The 17,824-nt window shown below is 35.6% G+C and carries 12 protein-coding genes; 1 reads left to right on the plus strand and 11 read right to left on the minus strand.

All coding sequences use genetic code 11. From position 1 onward, the window contains the following. Positions 1-80: 80 nt before the first annotated feature. Entirely contained in the window at positions 81-8,798 is an 8,718-nt protein-coding gene (locus PHP06_00245) for a glucoamylase family protein (GenBank protein MDD3838989.1), read from the minus strand. Positions 8,799-8,972: 174 nt separating this feature from the next. Next, on the minus strand, positions 8,973-9,389 hold the full coding sequence (locus PHP06_00250; GenBank protein ID MDD3838990.1) for a secondary thiamine-phosphate synthase enzyme YjbQ: 417 nt from the start codon (positions 9,387-9,389) through the stop codon (positions 8,973-8,975). Between the two features lie 285 nt (positions 9,390-9,674). Between PHP06_00250 and PHP06_00255 the strand changes: the two genes are divergently transcribed. Continuing rightward, positions 9,675-11,312 carry a polysaccharide biosynthesis protein gene (locus PHP06_00255; GenBank protein MDD3838991.1) on the plus strand — a complete coding sequence of 546 codons (1,638 nt, stop codon included), beginning with the start codon at positions 9,675-9,677 and terminating at the stop codon, positions 11,310-11,312. Between the two features lie 43 nt (positions 11,313-11,355). Here PHP06_00255 and PHP06_00260 read toward each other — a convergent pair whose 3' ends face one another. From PHP06_00260 to PHP06_00300, 9 genes are all read right to left on the minus strand, one after another. Beyond that, positions 11,356-11,853 carry an ureidoglycolate lyase gene (locus PHP06_00260; GenBank protein MDD3838992.1) on the minus strand — a complete coding sequence of 166 codons (498 nt, stop codon included), beginning with the start codon at positions 11,851-11,853 and terminating at the stop codon, positions 11,356-11,358. Positions 11,854-12,066: 213 nt separating this feature from the next. Next, positions 12,067-12,579 carry a flavin reductase family protein gene (locus PHP06_00265; protein ID MDD3838993.1) on the minus strand — a complete coding sequence of 171 codons (513 nt, stop codon included), beginning with the start codon at positions 12,577-12,579 and terminating at the stop codon, positions 12,067-12,069. A gap of 77 nt (positions 12,580-12,656) precedes the next feature. Further along, on the minus strand, positions 12,657-13,259 hold the full coding sequence (locus PHP06_00270) for a transcriptional regulator (protein MDD3838994.1): 603 nt from the start codon (positions 13,257-13,259) through the stop codon (positions 12,657-12,659). Between the two features lie 31 nt (positions 13,260-13,290). Further along, positions 13,291-14,163: a metallophosphoesterase gene (locus tag PHP06_00275; protein MDD3838995.1), complete on the minus strand. Its 873-nt coding sequence runs from the start codon at positions 14,161-14,163 to the stop codon at positions 13,291-13,293. A gap of 27 nt (positions 14,164-14,190) precedes the next feature. Then, complete coding sequence (locus PHP06_00280; GenBank protein MDD3838996.1) at positions 14,191-15,522, minus strand: CoA-disulfide reductase; 1,332 nt, start codon at positions 15,520-15,522, stop codon at positions 14,191-14,193. Positions 15,523-15,691: 169 nt separating this feature from the next. Next, positions 15,692-16,252 carry a DUF4825 domain-containing protein gene (locus PHP06_00285; GenBank protein MDD3838997.1) on the minus strand — a complete coding sequence of 187 codons (561 nt, stop codon included), beginning with the start codon at positions 16,250-16,252 and terminating at the stop codon, positions 15,692-15,694. Then, positions 16,242-16,925: a permease prefix domain 1-containing protein gene (locus PHP06_00290; protein MDD3838998.1), complete on the minus strand. Its 684-nt coding sequence runs from the start codon at positions 16,923-16,925 to the stop codon at positions 16,242-16,244. Before PHP06_00290 ends, PHP06_00285 begins: the two co-directional genes overlap by 11 nt. Further along, positions 16,925-17,269 carry a PadR family transcriptional regulator gene (locus PHP06_00295; GenBank protein MDD3838999.1) on the minus strand — a complete coding sequence of 115 codons (345 nt, stop codon included), beginning with the start codon at positions 17,267-17,269 and terminating at the stop codon, positions 16,925-16,927. The genes PHP06_00290 and PHP06_00295 overlap by 1 nt, the downstream gene beginning before the upstream one ends. A 158-nt stretch (positions 17,270-17,427) precedes the next feature. Continuing rightward, positions 17,428-17,625 carry a cold-shock protein gene (locus PHP06_00300; protein MDD3839000.1) on the minus strand — a complete coding sequence of 66 codons (198 nt, stop codon included), beginning with the start codon at positions 17,623-17,625 and terminating at the stop codon, positions 17,428-17,430. Positions 17,626-17,824: the final 199 nt, after the last annotated feature.

Here is a 17,824-nt window from a genome sequence, read left to right on the forward strand (position 1 = left end):
TTTTAAATCCCCTTATTTTATTTTTAGAAATATGGGACAATGGTCTAATCCTTTTACTACTAAATATATAGAGCATCTTGTCATTCCCTATTGCCATCATCACCCATTATTACTTTTACATGGTGTTCTTTTCCATCATCATACAGATTTATAGTATTGTCCGGTTGAGGCTGTCCATCTATATACATTTCCTTGATACCTCTACATACGCCTTGGTCATTTGTTACATGTATATTATATACAGAATTTTTATACCTGTATTTGATATCATATTCTTTCCAATGCTTGGGAATGCAGGGATCAATAATCATCGCATTTCCTCGCTTTTTAAGCCCTGCTATCCACTCAACTCCTGCACGATACATCCAGCTGGCTGAACCCGTATACCATGTCCACCCTCCCCTGCCTTGCTGCTGTTCTGTGGCATACACATCGGCTGCCATCACGTAAGGCTCCACCTTATACCTGGAGTGTTCAATAATCGTCCTTGAATGATTAATAGGATTCAACATATTATAAAGCTCCCCTGCCTTATCACCGTCACCTAAATGGGCATATGCTAACACAGTCCACACTGCTCCATGAGTATATTGTCCACCATTTTCTCTTACACCTGGGACATAGCCTTTGATATATCCCGGTTCTAGGGGTGAAGTATCAAAGGGAGGTGTAAATAGCAATATCATACCGTTTTCCTTTTTAATAAGATAGTGTTCCACAGCTCTCATGGCTTCTCTGGTGCGGGACGGTTTAGCAGCATCAGACATAACTGCCCAAGACTGTACTATACCGTCAATTTTACATTCAGAATTTTCTTCCGAACCTAGGGGAGTACCATCATCAAAATATGCCCTCCTATACCAACCGCCATCCCAAGCTTTTTCCTCTATATTCTGGATGAGTTTTTGAGCAATATCCTGATACCTTTGAGCTCTTTCCACATCGCCTTTTTTAACACATAACCGGCTAAAATCCCTTAAAGTAATATACAAAAACCATCCTAGCCATACACTTTCACCCAATCCGTTTACCCCAACATTATTCATACCGTCATTCCAGTCACCTGATCCTATCAGGGGCAAACCGTGTGGGCCTACCTCCAAAGATCTCTCTATAGCTTTTATGCAATGCTGATAGATAGAGCCTTTTTGTTCAGAAATAAAAGGTATTGTGTATATTTCACTTTGTTCAGGTTCTAATGGCTCACATTCCAAATATGGTGCCTGTTCATCCAGGATGCTATAATCTCCACTGGTATCTATATAATCCACAACAACGAAGGGCAACCATAGCAAATCATCAGATATTTTTGTCCGCACACCTTTGTTCTGTTCAGAATGCCACCAATGCTGCACATCTCCTTCTATGAACTGATGTGCTGCACACATCAGTATATGTTCTCTTATTGCATCAGGTGATGCATAGATTAGAGACATCACATCTTGTAACTGATCTCTAAAACCATAAGCTCCACCGGATTGATAAAAAGCAGATCTTGTCCACAGCCTACAGGATATAACTTGGTACAGCAACCAATTATTTATTAATATATTCATACTCTCATCCGGTGTGTTGATATGCACCTTTGACAAATAATCGCTCCACTTTTGCCTTATTTTTGACAGCTCCTCCGCTGAATTGGATGCATTATAATGCTTGACTAATCTCCTGATCTGTTCTTTGTCTTTTGCTTCACCTAGTAAAAATATTACTTCCTTAACTTCTCCCGGTTTCAAGTCTACCTTTGTCTGTAATGCAGCACATGGATCGTAGCCTGGACCACATCTCCCTGAAAGCCTTATTCTAGACATAGCAGATGGATTTCTAATGTTTCTATTTCTTCCAATAAATTCGCTTCTATCGCCTGTATAACTTATCTCTCCTCCATGTTGCACATTCAAAAAGGAGATTTTATCCTTAAAATCTTCGTTATAACGATTGGTCACCATCAAAACTTTATAATCATTATCAAACTCTGTTGTAATAAACTGAGGATTATCGGATCTATTAACACCCATCACCAGTTCAGCGTAATATGTCAATGAAATACTTCTTGTTTCACCGGATATATTGCTCATTTTAATTGAACAAATCTTTACAGGATCATTTTCTGCCACAAACACAGTCTTTTCATGGCTAATTCCGTAACATGTATGCTTATATACGGTATATCCTTGTCCATGTCTTATAGTATATTGTTCTTTATCCCTTATAGGTAAAGGCGTTACAGTCCATACTTGACCGGTATCTTCATCTCTTATATAGACCACCTCGCCTGCCTGGTCAGATACAGGATCGTTATTCCAGGGTGTTATCCTGTTTTGTCTACTATTATCGGCCCAAGTATATCCAAGTCCTGATTCCGTTACAACGCAGCCGAATGAAGGATTGGATATTACATTACTCCATGGTGAAGGAGTGTTTTTATCCTTTTCCAGTATTATAACATATTCCTTTCCATCCTCGCTAAAGCCTCCCAGGCCATTATAATATACAAGCTTTGGTCTATCTATTACAGTAACATTATATGCTCTCTTTTCCTTTTTAGGCTTTAATTTTTCCGGTAATTTCTTATCCAACATCTTTGATTTAAGGTGCTGTGTTAATGTTGCTGCATCAGCTGAATAAACTACACGAGCAATAGAAAGCAAAAGGTTTAAATCTTCTTTTTCAATATGCTCAATTTGTCTTAAAAACACCCCTCCATCCTTATCTAAAAGTTCACGTGCATGAGATGTATTCAAGATATCCATCAGTCTCTCCTGCACAGGTTGTTCATAGCTGCTACCATGCTCATTTAAAATAACAAGATCATACTTCAATCCTTTCATCCTCAAATATTCATGGGCTAATAAAAACTTTTTGACCATAGTTATATCTTCTGTACTGCTCACCCTTATAACCATTATGGGCAAATCCCCGGATATACCATAAGCCCATAGCGCTGGTTGTGCTTTTATATTTTTCTTGATATATTCAGCCCTTGCTCGTATCTCCGGTGTCATATACATAATCCTGGCTCCCAGCCTCTGATAACTGCTGGCCTGATTTGAAGAGATCCCTAAATAATGCATCTCTATCTGGCTTCTGGTCCATGCCATCTCGAAACTCCTCTGCACTGCTGCAGGATTTTTATAGTTCCTTATAGTTTCAATTACTTTTCCTTTTTTTTCTTCAACTGCTGTGATAAAGGATATTTTTGCTGTTCCTCCTGATTCAATCTTCAACCTTTGCCTCATGCTCATTACAGGATCTACCACAACACCTGCTGTATTGGAGAGTGGACGTTCCGGTTCCATGGATATAGGGTTTTCAAGAGTTCTTCCTCTACCTATAAATTTCTCTCTATCTGTCTCATATGAAACATCCCCTATTCCACTCCCATCAAGAACTAGAGTATGAGCAAGCCACACACTTTCCTCGGCATCTGATTTAGGTCTTCTGTTTGCTAAAAGAATTTCACCCTCCTGCATGTATTCTGTCTTTACAAAAAGTTTGTTAAATGCCGGATGCGCATTGTCTGCATCAAAAGTAGACAACACAACCTCAAAATAACTGGTAACATCAAACACCCTGCTGTATTCGCTGTGATTTGTCAGGGTCACTCTTCTTATTTCAACATTACTCTGAGGACAGACTATTATCTCTGTCTTTGTATCAATATTTCCATCCTTCCTAAAAAACTCAACCTTATCTGAATAAAAATTCACCCTATATCTCTCGGGCTTATATCCGAAGGGTTGAACAGTTGCAGACCATACCGAATTAGAGTTTAAATTTTGTATATATATAAATGAACCCCAATTATCCCGGGTACTATCTTCTCTCCATCTGCTTACAGCAGTATCTTGATAGGCACTAAATCCTGCACCACTGTTGGTAATCATCGTCATATATTTTCCATTTGACAATATATGGGCTTCCGGAAAAATAGTATATGGTGTCTTGAATCTCCTATTAACCCATACATCTTCTTGATGTATCTTTTCAATATCAATGCTGTCTTCCTGGTATTGTTTGGTAAACGTATCAATATCCGGTATCTTTTCTTGTAATAACAACTCTTGGGCTTTTATCATAGGTTCTGAATGAAATCTGTTTTGCGTTGTATTGGAGTTAAAATAATTATTCAATGCCAAAAAAATCATCCCGTGATGATGCACCATATAGCTTTTTACAATCTCTTTATCTCGTCCCTTTCGTATTCTTTCCTTGGTGTAATCAATGGCCTCATATAGCCCATATTCCCCCTCCATACCCTGTTCAATCAATAATTTTAAATTTTCACATGCCATAGGGGCATTCACCATCAGGGCTAATACTGTAGCATATGGAGTGATAACCAGATCATCTATCAATCCATGCTTAAAACCCAGTTTCGGTATTCCAAATGCTCTATACTGATAATTCATATACATATCGAATGCATAAAAAGCCGATTCAGATATCCCCCAGGGAACCTTCCTAGCACTTGAATACTTTTTTTGAAAAAACACTGTAGAATTATAGGTTTCATCCAGTAGAGTATATTTATAATTTTTCATAACAAGCAATGGCATCAGATATTCGAACATTGTCCCGCTCCAGGAAACCAATGCCTTATGTTTTCCGGATTTAGTGATAGGACGATTTAATCTAAACCAATGCTTAAGAGATATATCTCCTTTAGCAATAGCAATATAACTGGCTTGTCTTGCTTCTGATGCTAAAAGATCATAATATGAATCGGTCAATTGTTCGTTTTCAAGGTTATAGCCTATAGAAAAAAGCTGCCTTTCCCCATTATATAGACTCCTAAAGTCTGTGCTTTCAACTATCGCCTCTATCTTACCAATTATAGCATTCATATGCTGTCTTATGCGCTTTGCCCGTCCTAAAGACAGTTTTAATCCATCTTTAAACGGAACTAAATCTTTTTTTTGTTCTTCATATTCTTCTATTTTCTGTATAGCACACTCTAGATCCTCTGATATTATATTTAAGGATGTTTGCTTGCTTAAATCTTCCAGTATGGCTTTGGCTTCAATCAATTCCATTGGCAGCTGCTCAATTTCATTTATCCAATTAAAAAATAAATCTATCTCTTGTTTTATAGCATCTATAGATTCTAAAATCTTATCTTTCCATATCTGGCTATTGCCCTGTACATCGATTGTTCTATAATGATGGTCTAGATCTTCTAAATATTGATACCAATCACCGATACTCTTACCTTCTCTTTTTAAAAAATCCCAACTTATTGTGTGGTCAAATGATTGATCATCGGATTGGTGCGCCAAAATCATTTCAGCATCTTGAATTCCTTTTATCAATGAATCGTCCAACAATGGTTTATCCATATATTCCTTAAGGGCATTTTTTAGTACAATCAGATAGCCTACCAAATTGCCACTATCCACTGTAGATATATAAAACGGCCTCATAGGCTCTATACTGACAGTGTCATACCAATTATAAAAATGTCCTCTCCATCTCTTAAGTTTGCCCAAGGTATTAAAAGTATTTTCAAGCAATTCCACCATTTTAGTAGTATTGATATATCCCATATCTCTGGCACTTAATATAGATGTAAGCCATAAACCTATATTGGTAGGAGAAGTCCTGTGTGCTACTCCTACATTAGGATATTCCTGATAATTATCGGGAGGAAGCCAATTATCTTGCTCTCCCACAAAGTCTTCAAAATATCTCCATGTTTTTCTGCTCAGCCTTCTGACAAGCTCCACTTCTTCCTTATTAAGTTGTCTAACCTCTTGCTCCTTTAACGGTTGACTGATCCAATAAGCTATGTAGGGCGAAACTGCCCACAACACCGATATAGGTAATGCAACTTGAAATTTATGCCCTCCTGAAAAATAAGCTAGAACTAAAAATATTGCATTTATAATTTGAGCAGGCCACATTTTGTATATAAAGGATGGCAAGTCATTTTTGAGTTTTCTCTCTGCATCAGCTGCAGTCTGCCATTCAAGCATATTCTTTTTTGTAAAATACAATCTTCCGATTGTTCTAATTATTGCATCCACCATCAAATATGACTGATAAGGCAGAAAAATTATACTCAATATAACTTGAATCAGAACATTTTTAATATCAGAAAAAACTTCTGATACTAATTCGAAAAATCCCATCCTGTTTTCTTTAACCTTCATTGCGTTTAACATTCCGCTAAAAATAGGCATTGCCACAGTAACCAATGCAAAGATAACCCAAACATATGGTGATCCTGGAAGCAAAACAATGCCTAATATGATAAGCAAAGCCAATGTAGGGGATAGTAAGCTCCTTCTTAGATTATCCGTTATCTTCCATTTGCTTATCGTGTTTATTGGATTTCTTATTTTTTTCCCTTTTTCGTCCCTTACCCACCTTGAAAGCCAAGGTAAAACCTGCCAGTCGCCTCTTACCCATCTATGTAAACGCATTGAATAAGAGTTATACTTTGAAGGATATCCATCCACCAACTCTATATCGCTTACCAAAGCCGTCCTTGCATAAGAACCTTCCAGCAAATCATGACTCAATATAGCATTTTCAGGCAATTTACCATCCAATACTGTTTGAAATACATCAATATCATAGATGCCTTTCCCTGTGAATATTCCTTCGCAAAAAAGGTCCTGATACACATCTGAAACTGCAGTAGTATAAGGGTCAACACCCGCCTGTTCCGAATATATTTTAGAGAAATTTGTACTATAGGCGTTTGTAATGGATATGCTTATCCTAGGTTGTAAAATGCCATATCCATCAATAACCCTGGTTGATTCATCGTTCAAAACAGGTCTATTTAATATATGTGCGCATGTTCCAATCAATATCTTTGCAGTCTCTCCGGGTAATTGTGTGTCTGAGTCTAGAGTTATGATGTATTTTATCTTAGGAAGCTTCTCTATATCACCGCTCTTGATTGTATAGGTTGTAGTATTATCACCTCTCATCAATCGGTTGAACTCTATCAACTTGCCTCGTTTCCTCTCCCAGCCCATCCAGATATTTTCTGAATCATTCCATAGCCTTTCTCTATGGAACAAATAAAATATATCTTTATCGTCTTTAGCATATTTATCATTAAGCCTTTTTATTTGACTCATGGCCGTGTCTATTATCTTTTGATCAGCAGCCATATCTTTGCACGGAGCATCTAAATAGTCTCCCAGAATAGCAAAAAATAAATTATCCTCTCTATTTGATAAGTAATAAGTTTCCATCTGTCCCATAAGTTCTAATGTCCTATTTCTATCAGACAGCAAAGTAGGTATAACTACCATTGTAGCCAGCTCTTCGGGTATTCCATCCTTCAATTCCAACTTAGGCAAAAAACAAGGTTGACATATAGAGGTTACAAGCCAATTTATCAGTTTCACCCCAATATCACTGGCAGGTATCAAACATACTATAGCAGCAATTACAACCAATATATTATTACCTACATTATTTTTATAGGCATAGTCTGCCATAATAAAAGTTATAAAACTGGTAAGTAAAAGTATAGATAATACATATATGATGTCCATATGTTTAGAAAAACTTCTCCAAACTCTGACTGGCCATATCGGTAAATATCCGATAGCTGACTCTAGTATTTCTCTACCATCACCTATAATATAATACCCTACATGCCCTCGCCCATTTTCTATGTCTTGGTGTTCATGGGCTGATGCAGCACATTCTATAGCTTTTCTAGCCAATTGTATTTCAGAAACCCCGGCCTTCTTAGATATCTTCTCCAAATTACTCCTGTAATAATTGCGACTCTCAAAATCCATGTTGGAATAAATTCCATCAGGATCTTTACATAATATCTTTTCCACTGTACTAAACTTTTCAAAATATTTATGCCAATCTATAGAATCTAAAAATCTTAGACTGGTAATTGAATTTCCTATAGAAATCTGATCTTCTGTCTGTTTTTTGTGTTCCGACTTTATTATATATTCGGCTGATATACCCTGATCAGTCAGTTTATCATACAACCATTCTAATATCGGGGCTGCTTCCGATCCCTCATCCCTCAGATGCTGAAGCAGTCTTTCAACAAAAGCAGAATCCAGCTTTTTTATATCTCTTACATGTTGTTCAATGGAAATTTTTAATTTGTGTTCATCATCGCCTGCATTGTTGAGTATTGTATCTATCAGCTCATCTGCAATTCTTTTCTGGTCCTGCATTTTAGCTATTCTATCAGATATTACCTTTATGTTTTGCACCAAAGCTATCCTAATCATAATGGCAAAAGCCCATATTTCACTGCTTATAAGCACATTTTCCTGTTGATAAGAATTTATAAAACAGGATAGGATGTCATCATCTATATGTCCATCAGTATGAGAGACAATTTCAGTAGCTATAGCATATACCCTAGGATATCCTCTGAAAGGACCAGATACTAATTTGGGCAGTTCTTTGTAATAATGTTGCGACAGACTCTGCTCTATATGGTTTACCTGTTCTTCAATGACATAGAAATTATCTAAAAACCATTCTGCTGCAGGAACTATATATTTCTCATTTTTAACATCTTTATTGATATGCCTGTATGTATTTATAAGGACCTTCTTCAGGCTGGATATCTTCTTTAAAAGATTAACCTTAGTCCTTATATTTTTAGATACTTTGTGCTTTTGACCCAATTGCCTTGCATGAACCTGTAGCTCATCCAGGTTTAGCTGTATATCTTTAATAGATTGCTCTATACTATTTTCATATATTATATTCTTTCTAGTGTTTATATAATTAAATATAAATAGGAACATCGCAAAAACTGCTAATAAAACAACAAGAATTATGTATAACATAATCCATCTCCATTTCTGCATTTTTGTAGTAGTCAAGCTCTAATATAATTATTTGCTTAACATTAACTCATAATGCATCCAAATAGTGGAAACAACACTAACTGATTAAATTTGTAATCAAGCATAAAAAAAGCGAACTTTAAAAAATAAAGTTCGCTTTTTTATTTAATGTAGCTATTCCCCTATAATTTTTACAAGGACCCTCTTCCTCCTCTTTCCATCAAACTCTCCATAAAAGATCTGTTCCCAGGGCCCAAAATCCAACTTACCTTCTGTTACAGCAACCACCACTTCTCTGCCCATTATTGTCCTTTTTAGATGGGCATCCGCATTATCCTCAAACCCATTGTGATCATATTGATCATATGGTTTTTCCGGTGCCAATTTTTCCAGAAAACGTTCAAAGTCTCTATGTAGCCCTGATTCGTCATCATTGATAAATACACTTGCAGTTATATGCATGGCATTGCACAATAACAACCCTTCCTTTATGCCGCTCTCTTGGAGGCAATTTTCAATTTCAGGAGTTATATTTATAAACTCCCTCCTCTTGCTAGTGCTAAACCATAGTTCTTTTCTATAACTTTTCATTCAAAGCACCTCCATATATTTATTTTATATACATTTAATCCTTTCATTAGGTACCAACATCTGAAAAACATATTTTAATTATATTATATGAAAACTAGATCAAAAATCAAATTGACTATGCTTTAACTTTAATATTATGGTAAATAAGATAATATCAAATACCATATCCTTTTGAGCTGTATTAACTTCTAAATTCTGGTTAATAATAAATAAAGCTGTTACCCTAAATTCTATTTTCTGATATAATGTAAACAGCCTATTTGATAATTAGGAGGAAACAATTCGATGGCAAAAAAATCATTCTTAAAAGGAGCTTTTATATTAGCTGCAGCAGGAATAATATCAAAAATCATAGGGGTTGCGTTTAGGATACCTCTAGCCAATATACTGGGTGGGGAAGGTATAGGCCTTTATCAGATGGCATATCCCTTTTATGTTGCCCTATTGATGCTCAATATTTCCGGGTTGCCCACAGCTATAGCAAAACTAGTATCAGAAAATATCGCTTTAAATAAAAATAGAGAAGCACACAGAGTTTTTAAGGTATCATTTAAACTTCTGACATTGTTAGGATTAATTGGGTCAGTGCTGTTAATCGGTATTATCGCCCCATTATATTGTATTTATATAGGAAGTTGGAAACCCCTTTATCCGATAATGGGTATGGGGCCTGCTTTATTCTTTGTTTCCACAATGTCTGCATATAGGGGATATTTTCAGGGAATGCAAATAATGACTCCCACCGCTATTTCACAAATAACCGAACAGATTGGAAAAGTTATATTTGGTCTGCTTTTAGCATATATTATGCTGCCAAAAGGTCCAGAATTTGGTGCTACAGGAGCTGTAATAGGTATAATAATAAGTGAGTTTCTCGCACTGGTAGTATTGATTATAATATACAACAAAAAAAGAAATGAAATATATAAAAACATAAATAAAAATGACAGAACTTCCTATCGTGAAGAGACAAAAACAATTATATATAACCTTTTAAAAATTGCTATACCGATTACTTTAGGGGGAGCGATCATGCCATTGGTAAACATCATCGATCTGATGGTAATCCCAAAAAGGCTGCTTTCAATAGGATATAGTCAGAAAACAGCAACTACATTATATGGATTTTTAACCGGATATGCAAACACTTTGATAAACTTTCCTCCGGTATTTACCATCGCTTTAGGCGTCAGCCTGGTACCTGCTATATCTGAGGCAAATGTACTCAAAGATTATGATAGCCTTCAGGACAGAACAGAGAAAGGTACAAGAATAGCAGTATTATTTGCCATACCTGCAGCTTTAGGGCTTTTTGTATTGGCTGAACCAATACTGACTCTGCTTTACAGCAGGGCATTTGAGATTGAAAAAGCGGTAGAGAATCCTCTTTTAATAAACACCAAACTGCTAAAATACCTCTCTTTAGGAGTGATATTCTTATGCATAGCGCAAACTCTTACAGCCATCCTTCAGGGAGTGGGAAAAGTTTTAAATCCCGTGAAAAATCTAGCTGTCGGCGGAGCTGCAAAAATAATCATAAATTACATACTGGTAGGCATCCCTTCACTTAATATAAACGGGGCTGCAATTGGTACTGTAGTGTGTTATTTCGTTTACGCCCTATTGAATTTTATAGATGTAGCAAAAAGCATAAATATCAAATTTAATTTGGTGAATTTGATAATAAAGCCACTTATTTCTGCTTTTATAATGACATTGGGAGTTATTTATTCTTACAAATTATTCTTCAACACGTTGAATAGCAATACAATGGCCACTATATTATCTATAGTAATAGGAATAATTATTTATATATTATTACTACCTATAATAGGAGCAATAACTAGAGAAGACTTTGAATTTATGCCTCAAGGGGATAAACTATTGAAATTATTTAATTCTATCGGATTGCTTAAAAAATGAAAGCTATAAAAACGCACAGACTGGAAAAGCCTGTGCGTTTTTATTATACTATCTCATATTCAATTCCTTTTTGCTCTTTTAAATCCACCAAATATAAATCGTTTTTGTCGGTATCCTTTTCAAATATAACCATAACCCTGCTCACTTTGTCCACAGGAATAGGAGCAAAGTGCCAAACGCCTTTACCCAAAACAGCAACCGTTCCCTGTTTTACCCTTACGGCAGAGAGTTTATCCAAATCCGGCTCTTCTTTTTCGTTATCCGCCTCTACAAGAGCAAGTATTACATCTCCTTCTAATACTACTAAGGTCTCTGATGTGTTTAAATGACGTTCAAATTTGCTCACAGTCTTTTTGTCTTGGGGAAAACACTCTAAAAAACCATAAAAAACATTGTCGGGCAATTGATAGTTTATCACATCCCTCCACCAATTAAAGGTGTCGTCACCGCCATCCGGTTCCCTTTCAGGCTTCTCCAGTAAAAAGCCAAATCTCTTAAAATTCTCCGGGGTAGCATCAATTACATTCAAATTATAGCTCATCCTCTTTCCTCCTCCTTTAAAGTTATCTTGAATTTATTATATCAGAAACATAACTCTCATATTAAGAACATATTTCCGTGTCTTGGCCCCTTGCTCTTCACGCACCCTATTGCATTCAAATTAACTTCAAACTCTATATCTCTTCTAGATTTCCCGCATATTTGCCTTCTTTAGGGATCGTTTATTACTTATAAAACTTATGCATCTATTTAACTACAGCGACTTGTCTATATACGTAGGTGCACTTTTAGGCGATTTACCTTTGATTACTTCATGATAATATTGATAAGTCATTGGCTGGACATCCTTTAAAATCTCCGCATCCACCAGTTCCCCTAAAAATAAAGTATGAGTTCCAACATCCATAGTATCAACCACCTTAAATTCCAACCAAGCTGAACATCTTTCAGTAACTATAGGACATCCTGTAACACCTTCCTTGAATTCAGTATCCTCAAACTTATCGATATCTCTTCCCGACCTGAATCCAAACTTGCCAATAAACTTAAAATCAGCTTCTGTATTGAGTACTGATAATGAAAAACATCCGCTTTCATGGATGTACTCGTGAGTAAGATTATCCTTATTTATACTCACTGCAACAACTGCCGGCTCCGCAGTTACTTGAAAAACACAATTAGCAATCTGTCCGTTTAATTTATCTTCTTTAGCCGAGCTTACAATATACACCCCATAATTGAGTTTTGTCAAAGCATTAATCTGCAAAATAACCTCATCCCTTTCTTTTATTTAGTCTGCTGCTACATCATTTCTACCCTTATTTACATTTAAAAATCAATTTATCAGCCAAAGATTTTTTCTAAATACTCGGGCACCTGTTTTTGTGCATCCTTATTTATCAATTTCACCTTTATTCCAGCCCTTTCTGCTCTCCCAACAAAATCAGACGAAGTAGATGTATAAAAAGAAGTACCTACCACCAAAAGCTCATCGGCAGAACCTATCAAATCTATAGCATCAATATATCTATATATCATGTCTCCATACAATACCACATTAGGATTGAGCAACGAATTACAATCTTCACAATAAATTGAATTATTTAGATAAGAAAAATCATACTTCTTTCTACACCTTTTACACAATAAAAAATCCAAATTACCGTGTACTTCTATCACTTGTTGGCTACCTGCTTTTTTATGAAGACCATCTATATTCATTGTCACAACAGGAATTTTATGTCTTGCAATGGATTTATGCGCTTTGTTAGGATAGGCCTTATCAATTGTTTGTTTCATTTTTAGCATCAGCTTATAAAATTCAACAGGATTTTCATTAAAATAACCTCTGGTTAGCTTATTTCTGATATCTCCCATTTCCTGAAATGTAGGTATCCCGCTTTCCTTGGATACCCCCGCTCCTGTAAATGCAACTATCCTTTTCATTCATATCATCCTTTTCAAAATCATATATAGTTTAATTTGATTCCAATATAACAACACCAACATTCGGCCTATTAAAAACTCTAAAAGGTATTATGGAATTGCCCAATCCCCTGCTCACATGCATAATACTTTGCCCTAGTTGATATATGCCACTGTCATATTTAGGAAACCAAGTTATATCAGGGGATAAAAGACCTCCTTTAAAGGGGATTCTTATAACCCCGCCATGTATATGCCCTGAAAATATAATATCAGCACCCCAGTCAGCATATGCACCCAGCCATTTAGGGTCATGGGCTAGCAATATAGTTGTATCTTTATAGTCCCGCTCACCTAAGCTGTCTCTTATAAATCCTCTATTTAATGCACTTCCTTCCAAATATATAGTATCACTACTTGAATAATGGTATAACCTGGAGGTAAAACCATATATTTTGATATTATATCCCTTAATATTCACTTGAACCTCGGTGTTATCCAATAAACAAGCTCCTGTCTGTTCTATCCTTTTTGCAAATTCGTCATATAATTGAACGTTTCTATATCTCACCATCTGTTCATGATTCCCTAGCGAACAATAAACCGGGCAGCTGCCTGCCAAACAATCCAATAAATCTATAAAAGCTGAACCATCATCACCTTGAGAATTGATCATATCGCCTGAACAGATTATCATATCCGGATTCTGCTTTTTTATGATATTCGCTAAACGCTTATTATTCACCCCAAAATATTTACCGTGTAAATCGCTGATATGCACTATCCTAAATCCGCTGATCTTTTTAGGCAATCCAAGAACATTTATTCTATATCTGGATACTTTTACCCAGTTGTTTTGCAAAACTAAAAATACAGCAATTATTGACATAAAAATTACTAGAAAAATTACAATTTTTAACTTCATAATTTAGTAAGCTCCTTATAAACCCATCTATTTCACCGCATTACAAGCAATATTTACAGCATCCCAAGCCCCTGAAAAGGGTGGAGCATAACATAAATCGGTCATGCCCAATTCAGGGGCTGTCATTTCACTATGTATAGCAGCTGCAAAGATATCTATTCTAAGCACAACTCCTTTTGCCCCTGCCGCTTGTGCGCCTAGAATCTTCTTAGTACTTTTTTCACATATTAATTTTATCCATATCGGAGTTGCATCAGGGTAATAGGAAGGATGATCATATGTTTTGGCAAATGCAGTAGTATAATTCATGTCCAACCTTTTTGCATCCGCCTCAGATATCCCTGTCCTTGCAGCCTCCATCCCCAAAACCTTGATGGCGGCACTGCCCAATGTACCCACGTATTCTTCATTAGCTCCCATCATATTAGCTCCTGCCAACCTGCCGCATTTATTAGCATTTGTACCTAGGGGTATGTATATGTTCTGTTTTAATACTCTATTGTACACTTGGGCGCAATCGCCAGCAGCATATATATCAGCGATATTGGTGCACATCTTTTTATCTATCTTGATTGCCCCATTTTTGGCAAGAGATATACCCGAATTTTCCAAAAACTTGGTGGCAGGCCGTACACCTACTGCTGCTATCACAAGATCCGCTTTATATAGCCCTTTGTTAGTACGCACCCATTCTACTTTTTGTTGTCCTGCTATTTCTTCTACATGTTCATCAAGATTTAGCTCTACATCATTATCCCTCAACTCTTCAGCTATCAAATCAGAAATCTCTCCATCAAAATTTGTTAAAATACCGGAAGTCATTTCTATCACCCTGACCTGCTTGCCCAATTCTACCATGGCATCCGCTATCTCAATCCCTATATATCCTCCTCCGATTATAACTACATCACGGATTTGGGGCTGGTTTACAGCAGCTTTCAGCAACATCCCATCTTCCAGTGTCTTAAGAAAATGTACCCCTTCAAGGTCAATACCTTTTATTGAAGGAATAATGGTATTAGCTCCTACAGCTATCATCAGTTTATCGTATGTATCAAAAAACATGGTATTATTGTCTATATCCCTCACTAAAACCTGCTTATTTTCTGGAATCATCTTTATTACTTCATGCCGCAAAAAAGTTTGTATACCCAGCTTGTGAAAATCCTCCTGAGTCCGTGCAATCAATTTTTTTTCATCATCATTCAACCCTGATATATAATAAGGCAAACCACAAGCCCCATATGAAAGATGATAGCCTTTTTCGTATACAACTATCTCTGCACCCTTATCCATGCGCCTTGCCTTTGAAGCAGCGGACATTCCAGCAGCTACCCCTCCTATTACAACTATTTTCATGCCATCTCTCCCCCTTTATCAATATATCAATTTTATAATAAAGCCTATTGCTAGAAACATCCCCTATCAGATTTTCTTATCAAAACCTCCCATTTTTCTATATCTTTTTAAAGCCAGCTTTACATAATTATAGCATTACTTCCCTTTTTCCTCTATATAGTCAAATCAATTAATTTCTATCTAATATATGATTTTTACATGTAGATATATACTCATCATCATTTAATTTGCACTGGACCTTCTTGTACCATATATCATCATCAGCCAAGCTGGATAGCTTTATATCATACCATTTTTCAACATCGCCACGCAAAACTTTATATTCTTCATCATAGAATGTAAATATGATTGCCTCTAAATTATCAATCAACATAAACGCAGCCGTAGAATTATAAATCAATGCCCTTTCAACTCTTTGCATGCCAATTTCATCAATTGCTTTTTGATATTTTACTTCTACCGTCAAGCTATCAGGATAAAACTGAAATGTCATTGGGACATCACATAATGGCAATGAATTAAATAAATTGGTAATATTAGGTGCATTCCCCATATATTTATCCTTATACTTTAAAACACTTCCAAGATCATGTGTCAGCGCATCTTGCTGCTGGATGATATACTGCTCCCTTTTGTTAGATATATCAGGTATGATAATGCCCTGTACCACACCATATAGTACAACCCCTGCAACAATTAAAATCAAAATAGCTTTATTCCTATTCTTCATCTTGTTCACCCGCCTGATATTTTAAAATAAGTTTTGCTGATACACTAAATAGCAAAGGTATTATTATTGTAATAAATGGCAGTACATACCTGATTGCCAGTACAGCAAACTGATATGGTCCGGAAATATTTATACCTTTGCCAAACCAAATATTACTTCCAAATTGAATTGCTGTTATGCTCATTATAGAAATTACGATAAATAATACCCAAAGTATCCAAGCTGCTCTTTTATATCTGGAGACTCTTTTAATATTGAATGCCTTCATTTTATTCAAATATCCCTCATCCTTGTTTGAATAAACTTTTATAAAAAATATACCCAATACAATAGCCGTAAACAACAAAAATATATTTATAATAGCACCTATACCTACAATCATAATGGGAATTGTTAATATCCAAGCTATAATCACATATAATAATGCCAATTGCAGTAATTCAGCTTTGTATCTATTTACATAAATCTCTTTGCTATCATCTATCAAAAAATCTATATTTTTGATGCTTTGAGTGGCCCTTTTTACAGCTCGATTGTACTCCAACCCATTAGAAACCAAATCATTCACTTTAGCCTCTAGATTGCTTAAAATTTCATCTTTAAGTTCCGCAATCTCTTTAGACTCTCTATATTTAATAAATAAACCCTCAACATATTTTTCTAAATCTTTCATTAAATCTCCTCCTTCTTTTCGATTAGCTGTCCAATCAATTCCTTGGCTGTTCTCCATTCCGAAAGATTTACCTTATAAGCTTGTATCCCCTTCTTTGTAATTTTGTAATACTTACGCCTACCTCCCTGGCTTTCATTTCCCCAATATGACTGGATAAATTTTTGGGATTCCAGCCTTTTCAAACTTGTGTACAATGAAGGCTCTTTTAATTCATATTTACCATCGCTATCTTTCAAAATCGACTTGATGATTCCATATCCATAATTATCCCCTTCACTTAAAACACGTAGAATTATGGTATCTATATTACCACGAATTAAATCACTGCTTATACTTTTACCCATATTGTTCACCTCATAACTACATTGTGACAAATATTACTATGTATGTCAATGTACTATTGCAAAAATAATAATTTGATCCTGTTTATTACATTTTCTCAATAAAAGATAAAAAAGCCTAGAGATCAATCTCTAGGCTTTTTTGATTCTGGTTTAATAGATTAAAGTACTGTTATGTTTTCAGCTTGAGGGCCTTTAGCTCCTTCAACAACGTCAAAAGATACTTTTTCGCCTTCTTCTAAAGTTTTAAATCCCTCTTTGTTGATTTGTGAGAAATGAGCAAATACATCATTTCCTTCTTCTGTAGTGATAAATCCATATCCCTTGTTTCCGTTAAACCATTTTACTGTACCAGTCATGCTTTCTTACCTCCGAAATTTTTATTCCTTTAATTCTCTGTAAATGTAAGTATCAATAAAAATTTCGAAATTTACATCTTAAATTGTTATTAATTTTAGATAAATCGAAAATTCTTGTTATAATAAATAATTTACTTTTGAATTAAGGTTCCCTGTAATTATATAACAAATAGAAAATAAGTCAAGCATTTTTATAAAT

This window comes from Clostridia bacterium, assembly GCA_028698525.1.
In the GTDB taxonomy this organism is placed as follows: domain Bacteria; phylum Bacillota; class Clostridia; order JAQVDB01; family JAQVDB01; genus JAQVDB01.

Bases quoted from the DNA above. Each gene is read 5' to 3' on its own strand.
- PHP06_00280 (MDD3838996.1), bottom strand. From the start codon at position 15,522: ATGAAAATAGTTGTAATAGGAGGGGTAGCTGCTGGAATGTCCGCTGCT.
- PHP06_00250 (MDD3838990.1), bottom strand. From the start codon at position 9,389: ATGAAAAGTTATAGAAAAGAACTATGGTTTAGCACTAGCAAGAGGAGG.
- PHP06_00295 (MDD3838999.1), bottom strand. From the start codon at position 17,269: ATGGGTAAAAGTATAAGCAGTGATTTAATTCGTGGTAATATAGATACC.
- PHP06_00260 (MDD3838992.1), bottom strand. From the start codon at position 11,853: ATGAGCTATAATTTGAATGTAATTGATGCTACCCCGGAGAATTTTAAG.
- PHP06_00245 (MDD3838989.1), bottom strand. From the start codon at position 8,798: ATGTTATACATAATTCTTGTTGTTTTATTAGCAGTTTTTGCGATGTTC.
- PHP06_00300 (MDD3839000.1), bottom strand. From the start codon at position 17,625: ATGACTGGTACAGTAAAATGGTTTAACGGAAACAAGGGATATGGATTT.
- PHP06_00285 (MDD3838997.1), bottom strand. From the start codon at position 16,252: ATGAAGAATAGGAATAAAGCTATTTTGATTTTAATTGTTGCAGGGGTT.
- PHP06_00270 (MDD3838994.1), bottom strand. From the start codon at position 13,259: ATGAAAAGGATAGTTGCATTTACAGGAGCGGGGGTATCCAAGGAAAGC.
- PHP06_00255 (MDD3838991.1), top strand. From the start codon at position 9,675: ATGGCAAAAAAATCATTCTTAAAAGGAGCTTTTATATTAGCTGCAGCA.
- PHP06_00290 (MDD3838998.1), bottom strand. From the start codon at position 16,925: ATGAAAGATTTAGAAAAATATGTTGAGGGTTTATTTATTAAATATAGA.
- PHP06_00275 (MDD3838995.1), bottom strand. From the start codon at position 14,163: ATGAAGTTAAAAATTGTAATTTTTCTAGTAATTTTTATGTCAATAATT.